Origin of the sequence: Streptomyces tirandamycinicus (assembly GCF_003097515.1) — a bacterium.
GTDB lineage: Bacteria > Actinomycetota > Actinomycetes > Streptomycetales > Streptomycetaceae > Streptomyces > Streptomyces tirandamycinicus.
The window spans coordinates 1,763,870-1,776,932 of sequence record NZ_CP029188.1; the positions used below are offsets into that span (position 1 = coordinate 1,763,870).

The following is a 13,063-nucleotide window of genomic DNA, read 5'->3' on the forward strand; positions in this document are numbered from 1 at the left end:
GGTGGCTGCCCTGACGGCGAGGAACATACCCAGATCGAAGGCACGTGGGTACGTCCACTTGTCCGTCATTCGGCCGTAACCACCCGTCCGCCAGCAGATCGCAGGTTTCCGATACGTAAAGCGGTAGCGCCGCACCTCTTCACCCCTCGAAGGACGCTTGACCCAAAGCGGAACATCGCCGCTCAGATGAGCATCCTTCCAGGCATCTGAGTTCACTTTTTGAACACGGAAGGGGTGGCACGCAGTGCCACCCCTTCCGAAGTCACAGCCACCCCAAGAGCGCTCATCTGAGCGCAACCCCTATCAGGGGTGGCGAGAATCACGCCGCCGGGAACGACCGGATCCCACCATCCGGACCCGCTCGCACCCGGATCCGGACCGGCCTCCCGACCCGCCGCCCGGTCAGCCCCCGGACGTGTCCAGCTCCGCATCCTCGCTCACACCTGCACAGTCGTACGGATCCTTCAGCCAGCCGTCCGGCAGCACCACCCGGTTGTTCCCCGACGTACGCCCGCGCGGGCCGTCCGCACCCGACGGCCACGGCTGCTCCAGGTCCAGCGTGCTCAGCTGAGCGCGCAGCTCCTCCAGCGACGACGTCACCGCCAGCCGCTTGCGCATCTCCGACCCGACCGCGAACCCCTTCAGGTACCACGCCACATGCTTACGGAAGTCGATCACGCCACGGGACTCGTCCCCGATCCACTCCCCCAGCAGCCGGGCATGGCGCACCATCACCTCCGCGACCTCCCGCAGCGACGGCCGCGCCCACGCTCCCGACCCCTCGAAGGCACCGACCAGATCGCCGAACAGCCACGGCCGCCCCAGGCAGCCGCGCCCCACGACCACCCCGTCGCAGCCCGTCTCCCGCATCATCCGCAGCGCGTCGCCGGCCGACCAGATGTCCCCGTTCCCGAGCACCGGGATCTCCGGCACATGGTCCTTCAGCCGGGCGATCGCGTCCCAGTCCGCCGTACCGCCGTAGTGCTGGGCAGCCGTGCGCCCGTGCAGGGCGATCGCCGTGACACCCTCCTCGACCGCGATCCGCCCCGCGTCGAGATAGGTGAGGTGGTCGTCGTCGATGCCCTTGCGCATCTTCATCGTGACCGGCAGATCCCCGGCGTTGCCGACCGCCTCGCCCAGGATCGCCCGCAGCAGATTCCGCTTGTACGGGAGCGCCGAGCCGCCCCCCTTGCGCGTCACCTTGGGCACCGGGCAGCCGAAGTTCAGATCGATGTGATCCGCCAGGTCCTCGTCCACGATCATGCGGACGGCCTTGCCGACCGTGACCGGGTCCACGCCGTACAACTGGATCGAACGCGGCCGCTCCGACGCGTCGAAGTGGATGAGCTGCATGGTCTTCTCGTTGCGCTCGACCAGCGCCCGGGTCGTGATCATCTCGCTGACGAACAGCCCCTTGCCCCCGCTGAACTCCCGGCAGAGGGTGCGGAACGGCGCGTTGGTGATACCGGCCATGGGCGCGAGCACCACCGGGGGCTGCACGGCATGCGGGCCGATGGACAGCGTCGGGGTCTGAGCGAGCGTGGTCATTCGACCATTGTCGCGCACTGCCGAGTCAATTAGTTAGACGCACTATCCAGGCAGGGGAAGCCGGGGAAACAGGGGAGAACCGGCCTCAGGCGTCGTGGCACGTCCGGGCCCGCGCGCCCTCCCTGGTCCGGCCCCTCGACGTGGCGCGCCGGGGGTGGCGGCGGAGGTACTCCCCCTCGAGAGCGCCCATCCGGGAGGTGTGCGTCTCCAGGGCGTCGTCGGAGCCGTACAGCAGGGTCTCGTGACGAGTGCGGTGGATGGCCTCCAGCTCCTTCAGCAGCTGCCCGTCCTCCAGCCGCTCCGGCGGCACTCCGCGGTCCTGCTCCGCCATGTCACACCTCCGGTAGGTACACCCCTTCCATCATGGCCCCGGATCGGGCGACCGCATCCGAGGACGGAAGTGCCCGGACCACCAGGTGGTCCGGGCACTTCGGGACAAGCGGGTGTCAGCCCTGCGCACCGCTCTCGCCCTGGGACGCCTCGCCCTGGGCGTCGTCGGCATGGGCGTCGTCGGCATGGGCGCCGCCTGCAGGATGGGCCCGCTCGCGCATCCTGCGCAGCAGCTCCTGCTTCTGGTCGGCGGCCGCCCGGCGGTCCGCCTGGCCCGCCGGGCCGTCGCCCCGCTGGTCGGCGCGGGACAGCTTTCTGCGCTGCCCGCCTACGCCGAGGAGGTTGTTGCGGCCTTTGGCCACGGGGTTCTCCCATCGTGGTGAGAAGTGGTGTGGATGTCACTGGTGGGGGCGGGGTGTGCCCGCCGCACTCTCACTCGTAGATCTGGGCGAAGGAGGACATGCGGCGACGGTACCGGGCCAGGCCTGGTCGAGCACCCGGTTTTCCGGCCTGGTCAGGCGCGCTGCGCTTCGCATCGACAGATGACGACTGACAGATTTTGAAATCTGTCATCCGTCATGCCATAGTTGTCATCGCCAGAGACCTCACCTCACCGAGGAGCCCCTCTCATGCCCTCCCCTACTTCGCCTACTTCGCCTACTTCGCCTACCTCCCCTACCTCCGTCACCTCCCCCGTCTCCGCCAGCACCTCCGCTGCCTCCACTCCCTCCTCCGCCAGCACTTCCGCTGCCCCGACTCCCCCCTCATCGACTTCTCCGGCCTCATCGACCTCTCCGGCCCCATCGACCTCCCCGGCGCCCCGTCCCCTCCCCACCAGATCCCTCGGTGCCACCGGCCCCCGCGTGTCCGCGATAGGCCTGGGCGCCATGGGCATGTCGGCGCTCTACGGTGACGCCGATCGCTCGGAGTCGATCGCGACCATCCACGCCGCCCTCGACGCCGGTGTCACGCTGATCGACACGGGCGACTTCTACGGCATGGGCCACAACGAGATGCTGATCCGCGAGGCACTTGGCACCGCTTCGGCGGGCAGCCGCGAGAAGGCGCTGATCAGCGTGAAGTTCGGGGCCCTACGTGACCCGGACGGCGGCTGGTCCGGCTACGACGGCCGCCCGGCCGCGGTGCGGAACTTCGCGGCGTACTCGCTCCAACGGCTGGGCACCGACCACATCGACGTCTACCGGATCGCCCGTGTCGACCCCGATGTACCGATCGAGGAGACCGTCGGCGCGATCGCCGAACTGGTCGAGGCGGGCCATGTCCGGCACATCGGCCTCTCCGAGGTCGGTGCCGGCACGCTCCGCCGCGCGGCGGCGGTCGCCCCCATCAGCGATCTGCAGATCGAGTACTCGCTGATCTCCCGCGGTATCGAGGACGCGATCCTGCCCACGGCGCGGGAGCTGGGCATCGGCGTCACGGCGTACGGGGTGCTGTCCCGCGGTCTGCTCTCCGGGCACTTCGGCGGCGACCGGAAGCTGGCGGCCGACGACTTCCGGGGGATGAGCCCTCGCTTCCAGGGCGGCAATCTGCGCCACAACCTCGAACTCGTGGAGCGGCTGCGCGAGATCGCCGGGCAGAAGGGGGTGTCGGTCGCCCAGTTGGCGATCGCCTGGGTGCTGTCGCGTGGCGAGGACGTCGTTCCGCTGGTGGGTGCACGGCACCCGGACCGGCTGGCGGAGGCGCTGGGTGCCCTGGACGTGACGTTCGGCGGGGACGAACTCGCGGCGATCGAGCGGGCCGTTCCGCCCGGGTCGGCCGCGGGTGAGCGCTACCCGGCGGCGCAGATGGCGCATCTCGACAGCGAGCACTGACGTGCGGGGCGGAACTCCGTAGCCGGGTACCGCGGTGACCGGCCTGCCGGGTCGCCCTCGGCGGACCCCCGGCAGTACCGGCAGTACCGGCACATCGGTCGTGCCGCCGACCGAACATCGGTCGTGCCGCGGACCGGACACCGGTCGTGCCGCCCCCGGCCGCCCGCCTGCACTGCCCGTGCGGGCCGGGGTGTTCCCGGCGGCCGCCCCGGTCGTGTCGGTGGGGGAGGGTAACGTCGGTGCCATGTCCACCACGGAGACCCTGACCGCCGACCGCATCCTCGAGGCGACCGAGGAGGTGCTGCGCCGTTTCGGCCCGTCCAAGGCGACGGTCGTCGATGTGGCGCGCGCCCTCGGGGTGAGTCACGGCAGTGTGTACCGGCATTTCCGCACGAAGGCGGCGCTGCGTGAGGCCGTGACGGCTCGCTGGCTGGGCCGTACCGAGGAGTTGCTGTCGGGGATCACGGAGGGGCCTGCCGGTTCGGCGGAGGAGAAGCTGCGGTCGTGGTTGTCGTGTCTGTTCGAGGCGAAGCGCCACAAGGCGGGTGACGATCCGGAGCTGTTCGCCACCTACGCGGTGCTGATCACGGAGGCCAGCGATGTGGTGGACGAGCATCTGGTGGTCCTGGTCGGCCAGCTGACGCGGATCATCGAACAGGGTGTGCGCGGCGGGGAGTTCGAGGCCGCGGCTCCGGTGACGGTGGCGCAGGCGGTGTTCGACGCGACGGCCCGCTTCCACGATCCGGTGTTCGCGCCGGAGTGGCGGAGGCCGGCGATCGACGACGAGTTCCGCGCGGTGTGCGAGTTGCTGCTGCGGGGCCTGCGGGCCTGACCGATCGGTCGACCGCGACGGGGCCGATCGGCCCGTGGGGTGATCGGCCCGTGGGGTGATCGGCCCGTGCGCCGATCGGCCGGTGGTCCCTCCACGCCGGGTGCGAGGCGGTCCGGGCATGCGGTGCGCCCGGACATACGGTGCGCCCGGGGATGCGGTGCGTCCGCCCGTGCGGTGCGCCCGGGGATGCGGTGTGTCCACGCGGGCGGGCCCGGGCCGCGGTCAGCCGTTCCTGGGGCGGCCGGGGTCGACGGTCGCCTGGTGCGCGTCGGCAAGGTGTTCCTCGGCCTTGAGCCAGGGCAGGAACTGGGCGCCTTTGCGCCAGCCGCAGGTGTCGCAGACGAGTGCCTTCTGCACGCCTGCTTTCCGTACGCGGACGGTGTGTTCCCGTCCGTGCCGGTCCCATCTGCTGACCTTGCTGCTGGTGGTGGGCGGCATGGTGCGCCTCCTCTGCCGGCGGTCGACGAGTGGGCCCAGTGTGCACGAAGGCCCCCGGTTCCGTACCCGGAACCGGGGGCCTTGCCGCCGTCGTGACGGTGAACGTCAGCAGCCGAGGAGGCGGGTGGCGAGGTAGCCCTGGATCTGGTCCAGGGAGACGCGCTCCTGCTTCATGGTGTCGCGCTCGCGGACGGTGACGGCGTTGTCGTCGAGGGTGTCGAAGTCGACGGTGACGCAGTACGGGGTGCCGATCTCGTCCTGGCGGCGGTAGCGGCGGCCGATGGCGCCGGCGTCGTCGAACTCGATGTTCCAGTTCTGCCGGAGGTCGGCGGCGAGGCCCTTGGCCTTCGGGGAGAGCTGGGGGTTGCGGGACAGCGGCAGGACCGCGACCTTCACCGGGGCGAGGCGGTGGTCGAGGCGCAGCACGGTGCGCTTCTCCATGACGCCCTTGGCGTTGGGGGCTTCGTCCTCGTTGTAGCCGTCGAGGAGGAAGGCGAGCATGGTGCGGCCGACGCCGGCGGCGGGCTCGATGACGTACGGCGTCCAGCGCTCGCCGGCTTCCTGGTCGAAGTACGACAGGTCGGTGCCGGAGGCCTTGGAGTGGGCGCCGAGGTCGTAGTCCGTGCGGTTGGCTACGCCTTCGAGCTCGCCCCACTCGCTGCCGCCGAACTGGAAGCGGTACTCGATGTCGGCGGTGCGCTTGGAGTAGTGGGAGAGCTTCTCCTTGGGGTGCTCGTACCAGCGCATGTTCTCCTCACGGAGTCCGAGGCCGGTGTACCAGTTCCAGCGCTGCTCCATCCAGTACTCGTGCCACTTCTCGTCCTCGCCGGGCTTGACGAAGAACTCCATCTCCATCTGCTCGAACTCGCGGGTGCGGAAGATGAAGTTGCCCGGGGTGATCTCGTTGCGGAAGGACTTGCCGACCTGGGCGATGCCGAAGGGCGGCTTGCGGCGGGAGGTCTGCTGGACCTGGGCGAAGTTGGTGAAGATGCCCTGGGCGGTCTCGGGGCGCAGGTAGGCGACGGAGCCGGAGTCCTGGGTGGGGCCGAGGTGGGTGGAGAGGAGGCCGGAGAACTGCTTTGGCTCGGTGAACTGGCCCTTGGTGCCGCAGTGGGGGCAGTTGATGTCGGTCAGGCCGCCCGCGGGGGTGCGTCCGTGCTTCTCCTCGTAGGCCTCTTCGAGGTGGTCGGCGCGGAAGCGCTTGTGGCAGGAGGTGCACTCGGTGAGCGGGTCGGTGAAGGTGGCGACGTGGCCGGAGGCCTCCCAGACCTCGGTCGCCAGGATCACCGACGAGTCGATTCCGACGACGTCCTCGCGCGAGGTGACCATGTAGCGCCACCACTGGCGCTTGATGTTCTCCTTGAGTTCGGTGCCCAGCGGTCCGTAGTCCCAGGCGGCGCGCTGGCCACCGTAGATCTCGCTGCTGGGGTAGACGAACCCACGGCGCTTGCTCAGGTTGACGATCGTGTCGATCTTGTCGGCGGCCACGGTGCTCTCTTCATTACGACGACGAAGTGCGAATGCTTCAGATTACCGGCGCCCGTACCCCCTGTATCAAATCGGTTCGCCTCCTCGTCCGCGGACGGGGAGCGGCTCGGGGCATGCCGCCGGACCTGTGGGGGACGTGGGGGGACGAGAGGGGACGAGAGGGGACGAGAGGGGACGAAGGGGGACGAGGGGGCCGTGGCGGTCCCGGCCCCTGTTCCCGGCCCCTGTTCCCGGCGACGGGTGGCGGTGGCGGATGGCGGGCGCCGGGGAGCAGTGACAGGGGGTGCACCCTCGGTCGCCGCCGCGGGTGAGGTGCGTGGGCGGGCCGCGCCGGGGGAGGCTTGTGCGGGGGTCACCGTATGATCGCGGCCGATGATTCAATTGACAATCGTTTCCACATTTGTTGAAAATGACTGTCATGAACGTACGTCGCCATATATCCGCCGCCGCTCTCGCCGCAACGACCGCGTTGGGCCTTGTCACGCTCTCGGCCTGCTCGGGCACGTCCTCGGCGGGCGGCGACGGGGACGACGGCAGGCTCGACGTGGTGGCCTCGTTCTACCCGATGCAGTATCTGGCCGAGCAGATCGGCGGGGACCACGTCAAGGTCACCACGCTGACGAAGCCGGGTGTGGAGCCGCACGACCTGGAGCTGAAGCCGCGGCAGGCGTCGGAGCTCCGCCAGGCCGACTACATCCTCTATCTGAAGGGCGTACAGCCCGCCGTCGACGAGGCGATCGCGCAGTCCGGGGTCGAGCACACCGTCGATGCCGCGACCCTGACGAAACTGGAGGATCACGGTACCGACGTCGGTCACGACCACGGCCACGAGGGCGTGGAGCACGACGGCGGCCACGAGGGCGGGGAGCACGAAGTCGGCCACGAGGGCGAGGAGCACGCGGGCGGGGAGCACGGTGCCGAAGCCGGAGGCGATCCGCACATATGGCTGGACCCGGTGAAGTACGCCGAGGTCGCCCGGGGCGTCGGGGACTCCCTGGCGAAGGCCGACCCGGCCCGTGCCGCGGACTACCGGAAGAACACCGAGACGCTGGTCGCCAAGCTGAAGGCGCTGGACGCCAGGTTCGCCGACGGCCTGCGGAACAGCACCACCAGGACCTTCATCACCGCCCACTCCGCGTTCGGCTACCTCGCCGAGCGGTACGGTCTGGACCAGCACGGCATCGCCGGGATCGGTCCGGAGTCGGAACCGAGCCCGGCCCGGATCAAGGAGCTGCAGACGGTCGCCAAGCAGGAGAAGGTGTCCACGGTCTTCTTCGAGACCCTGGCCAGCGACCGCACGGCGAAGGCGCTCGCCAAGGACGCGGGCCTGCGGACGGACGTCCTCGACCCGCTGGAGGGCATCACGGACAGGTCCAAGGGTGAGGACTACCTCGCGGTGATGGAGTCCAACCTCGCCGCGCTGCAGAAGGCGCTCGGCGCGCAGTGACACCAGCGGCCGCGGCCGTACCGGAACGATCAGCATCGGAGGCACAACCCATGGAGTCCGCCGCAGAGCCCGTCATATCCGTCCGCGGGGCCCGGGCGACACTGGGGTCCCGGCCCGTGCTGCGCGGTGTCGACCTCACCGTGGAGCGCGGCGAGGTGGTCGCGCTGCTCGGTGCGAACGGCTCGGGCAAGTCGACGGCCGTGCGGTCGATGATCGGCCAGGTGCCGCTCACGGGCGGTTCGGTGTCCTTGTTCGGTACGGAGCTGCGCCGTTTCCGTGCGTGGTCGCGCGTGGGCTATGTGCCGCAGCGCACGACCGCGACGAGCGGGGTGCCTGCGACGGTCCGGGAGGTGGTGGCGTCCGGCCGGCTGTCGCACTCGAGGCTGGGGCTGCCGTCGAAGCGAGACCGTGCGGCGGTGCGGCGGGCGATCGAGGTCGTCGGGCTCGCCGACCGGGCGAAGGACTCGGTGAGCGCGCTCTCCGGAGGGCAGCACCAGCGGGTGCTGATCGCCCGTGCGCTGGCCGCGGAGCCCGAACTGCTCATCATGGACGAGCCGATGGCGGGTGTGGACCTCACCAGTCAGGGGGTTCTCGCCGGGACGCTGCGGGAGCAGGTGGCGGCGGGGACGACGGTGCTGCTGGTGCTCCATGAGCTGGGTCCGCTGGAGCCGCTGATCGACCGGGCGGTGGTGCTGCGGGACGGCTGCGTCGTCCATGACGGACCGCCGCCGCGTGCCGTGGGGCAGCATGCGCTGCCCGGTCACGACCACGTACATCCGCACGCGGCCGACGAGCCGCTCCGCACGGGACTGCTGACCTGATCATGGAATTCCTCCAGGACCCCTTCATGCAGCGGGCGCTGCTGGCCGCGCTGCTGGTCGGTGTCACGGCACCGGCCGTGGGCATCCATCTGGTGCAGCGCCGGCAGGCGCTGATGGGCGACGGCATCGGCCATGTCGCGCTGACCGGTGTCGGTCTCGGTTTCCTGCTGTCCACGAACCCGGTGTGGATGGCGGCGCTGGTCGCGGTGGCCGGTTCGGTGGCGATGGAGCTGATCCGGGCGTACGGGCGGACCCGCGGCGACATCGCGCTGGCCATGCTGTTCTACGGCGGTATGGCGGGCGGTGTGATGCTGATGAATCTCAGCGCCACCGGATCCAACGCCAATCTGACGTCGTACCTGTTCGGTTCGCTGTCCACCGTCTCGGACGAGGACGTGGTCGCGATCTGCCTGCTGGCGGGGTTCGTGCTGCTGGTAACGGTGGGGTTGCGGCGCCAGCTGTTCGCGATCAGCCAGGACGAGGAGTTCGCCCGGGTCACGGGCCTGCCGGTGCGGGCGCTGAATCTGCTGGTGGCGGTGACCGCCGCGGTGACGGTGACGGTCGCGATGCGGGTCGTCGGGCTGCTGCTGGTGAGCGCGCTGATGGTGGTGCCGGTGGCGGCGGCGCAGCAGGTGACCCGCTCGTTCGCGGTGACGTTCGTGGTGGCGGTGGCGACCGGGGTGGCGGTGACGCTGACGGGCACGGTGACCTCGTACTACCGCGACGTGCCGCCGGGTGCGACGATCGTGCTGCTGGCGATCGCGGTGTTCGTGCTGTTCACCGCGCTGGCGGCGCCGCTGGCGCGGCGGCGGTCGAGGGCGGCCGCGGCCGGCGGCGCCGCGGGGGCCGAGTGCGACGTGGACGTCGCGGCGACCCGCCGTCCGGTGGGTGACGCCGCGGTCTGACCGGGCTCGTGGGTGGGCCTGGCAGAATGGCCGTCGAGGAGCGGCGGAACGTAAGGAGGTACCTGTGGCGACGGCTGGACCCCCCGTGCGCGGCCGGTCGACCCGGCAGCGGGCCGCGGTGGCGGCGGCGCTGGACGAGGTGGACGAGTTCCGCAGTGCGCAGGAGCTGCACGACATGCTCAAGCACCGCGGCGATTCGGTCGGCCTGACGACGGTCTACCGGACGCTGCAGTCGCTCGCCGACGCCGGCGAGGTCGACGTGCTGCGCACCAGCGACGGCGAGTCGGTGTACCGGCGTTGCGCGTCGGGCGAGCACCACCACCATCTGGTGTGCCGGATGTGCGGCAAGGCAGTCGAGGTCGAGGGCCCGGCGGTGGAGCAGTGGGCGGAGACCATTGCGGCGCAGCACGGCTATGTGAACGTGGCACACACGGTGGAGATCTTCGGCACCTGCGCGGAGTGCGCGAAGAAGTGAGCCCGTGACCTGAAGACATCAGCCGGTGCCCCGGGGTCCCCGGGTGCCCGGGGTGCCGTGTGCGGGGGCCCGCACCGGCCGGCGGTTCCGAGGAATCGCCGGCCGGTGCGGGCCCTCTGCCGTCCGCGGAGGCGTGCCCTGGGGCGTGCCGTGGGGTGTGCCGTGCCGTGCGCCGGTGTCCATGCGGTGATGGAGGTGTGCTGGTGCCCGGGTACGGGGTCCGTGCGGTCGGCGGTGTCCGCTCGGTCCTCTCGCCGGGTGGGTGCGGGGGCTACCCCTTGTCGAGTTGCTTCTCGATGCGGGCGAGTTCCTCGTTGGGGATGGCGCCTCCGAAGCGGCGGTCGCGCTGGGCGTACTCCAGGCATGCCCGCCACAGGTCGCGCCGGTCGAAGTCGGGCCAGAGCACGTCCTGGAAGACCATCTCGGCGTAACTGCTCTGCCAGATGAGGTAGTTGGAGGTACGCTGCTCGCCGCTGGGGCGGAGGAAAAGATCGACGTCCGGCATGTCCGGGTAGTACAGGTACTTCTGGAACGTCTTCTCGTTGACCTTGGAGGGGTCCAGCCGGCCGGCGGCGACGTCTGCGGCGATCTTCTTCGCGGCGTCGGCGATCTCGGCGCGCCCGCCGTAGTTGACGCAGAAGTACAGCGTCATGGCGTCGTTGGTCCTGGTCTGCTCCTGGGCGACCTGGAGTTCCTGGACGACGGACTTCCACATCTTGGGCATGCGGCCGACCCAGCGGATGCGGATGCCGAGTGCGTTCATCTCGTCGCGGCGGCGGCGGATGACGTCGCGGTTGAAGTTCATCAGGAAGCGCACTTCCTCCGGGGAGCGCTTCCAGTTCTCGGTGGAGAAGGCGTACAGGGAGAGGTTCTTGACGCCCATCTCCAGGCAGCCCTTGAGCACGTCGAGGACGACTCCCTCGCCGACCTTGTGGCCCTCGGTGCGCGGCAGGCCGCGTTCCTTGGCCCAGCGCCCGTTGCCGTCCATGACGACGGCGACGTGGTTCGGCACGAGGTCGGCGGGGATCCTCGGCGGGAGCGCCCCGGACGGGTGCGGCTCGGGGACCTGGTACTCGCGGCGGGATCGTCCCAGGATTCCGCTTCGTGCCATGGGGGTCACACTCACTTCTTCTCGGGGTGCTTCTCTGGGTGCTTCTGGGCGTGCTTCTCGACGTACCGCAGCGAGCGCAGGCCGCGCTCCAGGTGCCAGTACAGATAGGCGGAGACCAGTCCGCTGCCTTCCCTGACATGGCGTTCCTCGCACGCCTCCGCCGTGTCCCAGTCGCCGGTCAGCAGCGCGCCGAGCAGGCCGAGCGCCTCAGCAGAGGGTACGACGCAGCCGGGGACGCGGCAGTCGCCGCATACGACCCCGCCGGCGGCGGCGGAGAAGAACCGGTTCGGCCCGGGCATGCCGCATCGCGCGCAGTCGGAGAACGACGGCGCGTAGCCGTTGACGGCGAGGGAGCGCAGCAGGAACGCGTCGAGCACGAGGTGCGGCGGGTGCTCCCCGCGGGCGAGGGTGCGGAGCCCGCCGACCAGCAGCAGGTACTGCTGTACGGACGGCTCGCCCTCGTGGTCGGTGAACCTCTCCGCGGTCTCCAGCATGGCGGTGCCGGAGGTGTAGCGGGCGTAGTCGGTGACGATGCCGCTGCCGTACGGGGCGATCGTCTCGCTCTGGGTGCACAGCGGCAGGCCGCGGCCGACGAGGTCGCTGCCGCGGGCGAAGAACTGCACGTCGACGTGCGAGAACGGTTCGAGGCGGGCGCCGAACTTCGATTTGGTGCGGCGTACTCCGCGGGCGACGGCGCGGACCCGTCCGTGTCCGCGGGTGAGGATCGTGATGATGCGGTCCGCCTCGCCCAGCTTCTGGGTGCGCAGCACGATGCCGTCGTCGCGGAACAGGGTCATGGGGTCATTCTCTCGTACCGGCCGGGCGGCACCGGGGCGGGTCCGGTGGGCCGCTGACCGGGCCGGCCCGCCTCACACGTCGGCCTGGCGGAGCTCCTCCAGGAGTTCGTTCTGGCCGACGAGGAGTTCGGTGAGGATGCGGCGGGCGGCCCGCAGCAGTTCCGCGACGTCGCCGCCGGCGAGGGCGTAACTGACGGTGGAGCCGTCGCGTATCGACACCACGATGCCGGCGCGGCGCAGCACGGCCAGTTGCTGGGACAGGTTGGACGGTTCGACCTCGATCGCCGTGAGCAGGTCGCGCACCGGCACCGGACCGTTCTGCAGGAGCTCCAGCACCCGGATGCGGACGGGGTGCCCGAGCATGCGGAAGAACTCCGCCTTGGCCTGGTACAGCGGTACCTGCATGTGATCGCTCCTGGTGACTCGACGATTACGGGCCGATCCTCCCGCCTCCGGGTGTCCCCCTCCCAGGGGGTTCAGCCCATCGGGATCTCGCGAATTGCAGATTTCTTCAATTCGTGGGCAGCCGGAGACGAGGAGACCGTCCGGGCGCTACAGCTCGAGGTCCGCCTCGATGCGCTTCAGCTGGTGGCGGGCCATGGCCAGGTTGGCGTTGCCCTTGTCGAGGACGAGGTAGAGGAAGAGGCCGTTGCCTCCACGGCCCTTCAGCAGCCTTATGAGGTGGTACTGGGTGCCGAGGGTGATCAGGATGTCGTCGATGTCGTCGGTGAGCCCGAGGTGCTCCATGGTGCGGGTCTTGGCACGGATCACGTCCGTGTTGCCGGCCGCGGCCACCGACAGGTCGAGATCCTTGCCGCCGCCCAGGGTTCCCAGAGCCATCCCGCTGGTGTAGTCCACGAGCGCCACCCCCAGCGCCCCCTCGATCGACGTCATGGACTCTTTCAGGGAAGTCTCCACGTTGGCCATCGCTGCGCTCACTCCTCATCAGTGCGTACTACGGTCGGCTGCCCGCTCCGGCGCGGACGGACTGACCGCGCGGCCGGCAGGTGACGAGGACGCTACCCACGGTGAAGGGGTC

General features: G+C 70.1%; 15 protein-coding genes. 6 read left to right on the top strand and 9 right to left on the bottom strand.

The genetic code is table 11. The features are described from left to right. Window positions 1–402: 402 nt before the first annotated feature. The 3 genes from dusB to DDW44_RS07880 form a co-directional block, all read right to left on the bottom strand. Window positions 403–1,548 carry a tRNA dihydrouridine synthase DusB gene (dusB, locus tag DDW44_RS07870; RefSeq protein WP_018889962.1) on the bottom strand — a complete coding sequence of 382 codons (1,146 nt, stop codon included), beginning with the start codon at window positions 1,546–1,548 and terminating at the stop codon, window positions 403–405. An 85-nt stretch (window positions 1,549–1,633) separates the two neighbouring features. Then, the gene (locus DDW44_RS07875; RefSeq protein WP_017944996.1) at window positions 1,634–1,879 is read right to left on the bottom strand and encodes a DUF6158 family protein; all 246 of its coding nucleotides are present in this window, start codon (window positions 1,877–1,879) and stop codon (window positions 1,634–1,636) included. Window positions 1,880–1,994: 115 nt separating this feature from the next. Further along, window positions 1,995–2,240: a DUF6243 family protein gene (locus DDW44_RS07880; protein WP_108905979.1), complete on the bottom strand. Its 246-nt coding sequence runs from the start codon at window positions 2,238–2,240 to the stop codon at window positions 1,995–1,997. Window positions 2,241–2,741: 501 nt separating this feature from the next. Between DDW44_RS07880 and DDW44_RS07890 the strand changes: the two genes are divergently transcribed. Next, the gene (locus DDW44_RS07890; protein WP_279634801.1) at window positions 2,742–3,710 is read left to right on the top strand and encodes an aldo/keto reductase; all 969 of its coding nucleotides are present in this window, start codon (window positions 2,742–2,744) and stop codon (window positions 3,708–3,710) included. A gap of 244 nt (window positions 3,711–3,954) precedes the next feature. After that, window positions 3,955–4,542, top strand: coding sequence for a TetR/AcrR family transcriptional regulator (locus tag DDW44_RS07895; RefSeq protein WP_026281683.1), 588 nt, complete (start codon window positions 3,955–3,957; stop codon window positions 4,540–4,542). Window positions 4,543–4,764: 222 nt separating this feature from the next. Here the strand turns inward: DDW44_RS07895 and DDW44_RS07900 are convergent, their stop codons facing one another. Both DDW44_RS07900 and DDW44_RS07905 read right to left on the bottom strand, forming a co-directional pair. Continuing rightward, window positions 4,765–4,980 carry a hypothetical protein gene (locus DDW44_RS07900; RefSeq protein ID WP_017944991.1) on the bottom strand — a complete coding sequence of 72 codons (216 nt, stop codon included), beginning with the start codon at window positions 4,978–4,980 and terminating at the stop codon, window positions 4,765–4,767. 105 nt (window positions 4,981–5,085) lie between these two features. Beyond that, window positions 5,086–6,468: a glycine--tRNA ligase gene (locus tag DDW44_RS07905; RefSeq protein WP_017944990.1), complete on the bottom strand. Its 1,383-nt coding sequence runs from the start codon at window positions 6,466–6,468 to the stop codon at window positions 5,086–5,088. 418 nt (window positions 6,469–6,886) lie between these two features. On the opposite strand from DDW44_RS07905, the gene DDW44_RS07910 reads away from it, so the two are divergent. The 4 genes from DDW44_RS07910 (at window position 6,887) to DDW44_RS07925 (ending at window position 10,116) form a co-directional block, all read left to right on the top strand. Next, window positions 6,887–7,915, top strand: a complete 1,029-nt coding sequence (locus DDW44_RS07910) for a metal ABC transporter substrate-binding protein (protein WP_108905982.1) — start codon at window positions 6,887–6,889, stop codon at window positions 7,913–7,915. Window positions 7,916–7,965: 50 nt separating this feature from the next. After that, window positions 7,966–8,736 carry a metal ABC transporter ATP-binding protein gene (locus tag DDW44_RS07915; RefSeq protein WP_017944988.1) on the top strand — a complete coding sequence of 257 codons (771 nt, stop codon included), beginning with the start codon at window positions 7,966–7,968 and terminating at the stop codon, window positions 8,734–8,736. Next, complete coding sequence (locus tag DDW44_RS07920) at window positions 8,733–9,641, top strand: metal ABC transporter permease (RefSeq protein ID WP_026281684.1); 909 nt, start codon at window positions 8,733–8,735, stop codon at window positions 9,639–9,641. The genes DDW44_RS07915 and DDW44_RS07920 overlap by 4 nt, the downstream gene beginning before the upstream one ends. Window positions 9,642–9,705: 64 nt before the next feature. Next, entirely contained in the window at window positions 9,706–10,116 is a 411-nt protein-coding gene (locus tag DDW44_RS07925; RefSeq protein WP_026164835.1) for a Fur family transcriptional regulator, read from the top strand. Between the two features lie 271 nt (window positions 10,117–10,387). On the opposite strand, the gene DDW44_RS07930 is transcribed toward DDW44_RS07925, so the two are convergent. The 4 genes from DDW44_RS07930 to DDW44_RS07945 form a co-directional block, all read right to left on the bottom strand. After that, window positions 10,388–11,227, bottom strand: a complete 840-nt coding sequence (locus DDW44_RS07930; protein ID WP_018889968.1) for an isoprenyl transferase — start codon at window positions 11,225–11,227, stop codon at window positions 10,388–10,390. Between the two features lie 11 nt (window positions 11,228–11,238). Continuing rightward, the gene (recO, locus tag DDW44_RS07935; RefSeq protein WP_108905983.1) at window positions 11,239–12,024 is read right to left on the bottom strand and encodes a DNA repair protein RecO; all 786 of its coding nucleotides are present in this window, start codon (window positions 12,022–12,024) and stop codon (window positions 11,239–11,241) included. 72 nt (window positions 12,025–12,096) lie between these two features. Continuing rightward, on the bottom strand, window positions 12,097–12,429 hold the full coding sequence (locus tag DDW44_RS07940; protein ID WP_017944983.1) for an ArsR/SmtB family transcription factor: 333 nt from the start codon (window positions 12,427–12,429) through the stop codon (window positions 12,097–12,099). Between the two features lie 147 nt (window positions 12,430–12,576). Beyond that, the gene (locus tag DDW44_RS07945; protein ID WP_017944982.1) at window positions 12,577–12,951 is read right to left on the bottom strand and encodes a hypothetical protein; all 375 of its coding nucleotides are present in this window, start codon (window positions 12,949–12,951) and stop codon (window positions 12,577–12,579) included. Between the last annotated feature and the right edge of the window lie 112 nt (window positions 12,952–13,063).

Bases quoted from the DNA above. Each gene is read 5' to 3' on its own strand.
- dusB (WP_018889962.1), bottom strand. From the start codon at position 1,548: ATGACCACGCTCGCTCAGACCCCGACGCTGTCCATCGGCCCGCATGCC.
- DDW44_RS07875 (WP_017944996.1), bottom strand. From the start codon at position 1,879: ATGGCGGAGCAGGACCGCGGAGTGCCGCCGGAGCGGCTGGAGGACGGG.
- DDW44_RS07895 (WP_026281683.1), top strand. From the start codon at position 3,955: ATGTCCACCACGGAGACCCTGACCGCCGACCGCATCCTCGAGGCGACC.
- DDW44_RS07900 (WP_017944991.1), bottom strand. From the start codon at position 4,980: ATGCCGCCCACCACCAGCAGCAAGGTCAGCAGATGGGACCGGCACGGA.
- DDW44_RS07910 (WP_108905982.1), top strand. From the start codon at position 6,887: ATGAACGTACGTCGCCATATATCCGCCGCCGCTCTCGCCGCAACGACC.
- DDW44_RS07915 (WP_017944988.1), top strand. From the start codon at position 7,966: ATGGAGTCCGCCGCAGAGCCCGTCATATCCGTCCGCGGGGCCCGGGCG.
- DDW44_RS07930 (WP_018889968.1), bottom strand. From the start codon at position 11,227: ATGGCACGAAGCGGAATCCTGGGACGATCCCGCCGCGAGTACCAGGTC.
- recO (WP_108905983.1), bottom strand. From the start codon at position 12,024: ATGACCCTGTTCCGCGACGACGGCATCGTGCTGCGCACCCAGAAGCTG.
- DDW44_RS07940 (WP_017944983.1), bottom strand. From the start codon at position 12,429: ATGCAGGTACCGCTGTACCAGGCCAAGGCGGAGTTCTTCCGCATGCTC.
- DDW44_RS07945 (WP_017944982.1), bottom strand. From the start codon at position 12,951: ATGGCCAACGTGGAGACTTCCCTGAAAGAGTCCATGACGTCGATCGAG.